A 2,083-nucleotide genomic window follows, 5' to 3' on the forward strand; every position below is an offset into this window, starting at 1 on the left:
ATCAGCGTCACGGCGTCTTTGAGGCCAGACGCATACGGATAGCCGCAGGTCTGGCCGAAGATGAGCCCAGGATGTCGCCAGATGACGGCGAGCTCACCGCCTCGGGCGAGCCTCGTCGGCGATTGAACGCCGGCCTCCGCCAGGCGAGCGGAAATCGCCGCCCATAGTGCGTCATTGGCCGCGGCGGTCCACGGAAAATCATACATGGGCAGGATAGCGATCAGCGTTTCGCCGCTCACGCCGCTCGTTGGTCCCAACCTGGGTGAAGCGGGCCGTGGTGGGATGTCAGGAGATAGCGTCGCGCCACGTCGAAATAGCTGTTGTAGACAAGACCGCCGTTGCGCTCGATCAGGGCGGCGCGATTGAGGCGATAGAATTTCGGGATTTGGTACCAGGGCAGCCTGCCGCGCAGGTGATGCGCAGCATGCAGGTTGTTGAACAGGAAAAGCGGCCCGAGAATTCGAGCATTCTCGACAATCGCCGTCCGCTTGCCCACCTCCTGCTCGGCGCGATGCTCGGCGAAGGAGCGAACCACGGCGAGGCTCAGGCCGGGATAGACAAAGCACGCGACATAGACCCAGAACGGCATGCCGCAGACGCCGAACACCCAGATGAGAATGACGGCGCATTCGAGGAGGTGCCGCGCGACGATCACGCGCGTGTTGCCCTTGCCCCGCCAGACGTCGCGAGCCAGGCCGCGAACGAAACGCGAGATCGTCCATGCCGGACCGAGGATCATACGCCCGAGAAGTGTCGACTGCGCGGCAACGACGGCGCGCCCGAACGGCCCGAGCGCGCACCACTGGCCATCCGCCCAGTAATAGCTTTCGGGATCATCGAGCGGATCGGTCAGGTTCTCGTCCCGATGATGGGCAAGATGGGTCGAGCGGTAGATCGAATAGGGCAGCCATAGCGATAAGGGCCAGCGGCCGATCATTTCGTTGACGCGGCGATTCCGGGTCGGATGGCCGTGAATTGTTTCGTGCTGCAGGTTCAACTGCCAGGCAATGATCCAAGCGCCGAGCGGCGTCAGAACCCACCACGGCAGATCACGATAGAAAAAGGTGGTCGTAAACCACAGACCGTAAATGGCAAAAGCAAGGAGGGCGGTCGGCCATTCGAGCCCGCGATCAAGCGATTTGAGCTCCACGAATTCCACGAGCAGCGGTCCCTCAACCGATGCGCAGCGAATCACCAGCCTGAAGCGATGTTAGCTTGCGCGTCGCGTTCCTAGCAATTTTGTCTATCGTATACTAAATCGATAGACATTATCGGTCAAGCCGTTGTGGCGCCCACCAGGTCCGTTCGGCCGGCCGCAGAATTCTCTTGTGCCCGCTTGGAGGAGAGCAGGATCGATCACCCAAACAGATCCGCCTCCGCCGAGCCCAGAAGCCACTAAGCCAGCGCAATAAAAGCTACGAAACGCGAATAACCGCTACCAAAATAGCTAGAGTGCTATTTTTTAGAATCAGACTTTTCAATGAGTTAGGGGCGATTGAAATAAAAAATCTCTTCCCGTCCGAGACCTCTGCGACCTATCCGACGCGCATCGCTTTTTTCTCGCCCGCGGATGCGACTTGTGCCTGATCCAGCGATGAGGAAACGTATACACTATTTTCTGTTTTTGTCAACATCTGGTCGACCAAGAATCTCGCAGGCGGGGTTCAGTTTTCAAGCGCGACTTATCGTTGTTGGGGATCCTGGCCCCCTTGAGGCTGCGACGAGCGCGTCGGCGCTCAGGCGCCTCGCGCCGCACCGTTCGCCGTCGCCAGCGCGCCCGGCACGAGTTCGCAATAAAGGAGCCGCTCGGGATCGACTGGTCCCGGTAACGAGATTTGTCCCTTGGGAGCGGGTTGAAACCCCATCCGGGCATAATACGGCTCATCGCCGACCAGGATCACAAGCTTCCAGCCGGCGGCCTTCGCGGCCTCCAGCGAACTCGTCACGAGGGCTTCTCCGATCCCCTGGCTGCGGAACACCGGCTCGACGATCAACGGCCCAAGCAGCAGCGCCGACGCTTCCCCGATGACAATTGGCGTCATGGCGGAGGCGCCGACCAGGAGCGTGCCCACCCGCGCGACGA

At 60.6% G+C, this 2,083-nt stretch carries 2 protein-coding genes and 1 pseudogene; all 3 read right to left on the reverse strand.

What is annotated here, in order from left to right; translation table 11 throughout:
* Window positions 1-239, reverse strand: a pseudogene (locus WCA53_RS11185) (hypothetical protein); the annotation flags it as partial.
* Window positions 236-1,159, reverse strand: coding sequence for a fatty acid desaturase (locus WCA53_RS11190; RefSeq protein ID WP_423909289.1), 924 nt, complete (start codon window positions 1,157-1,159; stop codon window positions 236-238). The gene WCA53_RS11190 and the pseudogene WCA53_RS11185, both read right to left, overlap by 4 nt.
* Window positions 1,160-1,736: 577 nt before the next feature.
* Window positions 1,737-2,083, reverse strand: a 347-nt coding sequence (locus WCA53_RS11195) for a GNAT family N-acetyltransferase (protein ID WP_423909292.1), incomplete at its 5' end; no start/stop codon positions are given.

Source organism: Caballeronia sp. (genome assembly GCF_049581465.1).
In the GTDB taxonomy this organism is placed as follows: domain Bacteria; phylum Pseudomonadota; class Gammaproteobacteria; order Burkholderiales; family Burkholderiaceae; genus Caballeronia.